Source organism: Cyclobacterium qasimii M12-11B (assembly GCF_000427295.1).
In the GTDB taxonomy this organism is placed as follows: domain Bacteria; phylum Bacteroidota; class Bacteroidia; order Cytophagales; family Cyclobacteriaceae; genus Cyclobacterium; species Cyclobacterium qasimii.
Genome location: NZ_ATNM01000006.1, coordinates 1 through 705, shown reverse-complemented (window position 1 = coordinate 705; position 705 = coordinate 1). Strand labels below are relative to the sequence as shown.

Annotated in this window: 2 protein-coding genes; one reads left to right on the top strand and one right to left on the bottom strand. The window is 58.4% G+C overall.

What is annotated here, in order from left to right:
* The coding region (locus ADICYQ_RS31015) for a hypothetical protein (RefSeq protein ID WP_235114231.1) at nucleotides 1-241 on the top strand (241 nt) is incomplete at its 5' end.
* Here ADICYQ_RS31015 and ADICYQ_RS31010 read toward each other — a convergent pair.
* On the bottom strand, nucleotides 205-528 hold the full coding sequence (locus tag ADICYQ_RS31010; RefSeq protein WP_200861863.1) for a succinate dehydrogenase hydrophobic membrane anchor subunit: 324 nt from the start codon (nucleotides 526-528) through the stop codon (nucleotides 205-207). The two genes, ADICYQ_RS31015 and ADICYQ_RS31010, sit on opposite strands and share 37 nt — an antisense overlap.
* Nucleotides 529-705: the final 177 nt, after the last annotated feature.

Here is a 705-nt window from a genome sequence, read left to right as displayed (position 1 = left end):
CGATCACAATGTCGAACTGGTGGTAGTGGACTCCATCGATGACGGTTCCGTTGGCGATATCGCCCGTGTTATCCATTGCCAATTACTGTGCCTCACAGAAGCTGGGGAGCAGAGCTGGGTTAGCTCCGGCTGGGCAGGGGTCGAAGGTGGTGATCACGAGGGTTCCCAGGAGGATCAGAATTGCCGTGGAAGCGGCGATGCCAATCAGGAGACCTGGCGCACCTTGGGGTTGGTTGCGTAGTCGTTGACGAGGGTGCGCATTCCGTTACCGCCGTGCAGTAGCGCGAGCCACAGCATGAGGCCGTCCCAGACTTTCCAGAACGGATCGGAGAGCTTTCCTCCCACGAATGCGAAGTCAATTGCTTTGACACCCTCGCCGGCGAAGAGGTTCACAAAAAGGTGGCCGAAGATGAGAACCACGAGAACCACGCCAGAAGCACGCATGTAGATCCATCCCCATTTTTCCCAGTTGACGCCGCCGGTGCGGCGGCCGCGGGTGGGGGTGCGGGGAGCTTCGATGAGACTCATGCTCAACCTCCAAAGACGTGCATTAGGTGGCGGGGAACAATCCGATGAGCAGAACCAGCCAGATGCTAACGACAACCCAGAACATGGTGACCTGGTGCTTGGCACCGAATGCCCAGAAGTCGATGAGGATGATCCGCAGCCCGTTGATGGCATGGAATCCGATGGCGGCGACCAAGA

Excerpts from the sequence above, each read along its gene's own strand:
- ADICYQ_RS31010 (WP_200861863.1), bottom strand. The coding sequence starts at position 528 with ATGAGTCTCATCGAAGCTCCCCGCACCCCCACCCGCGGCCGCCGCACC.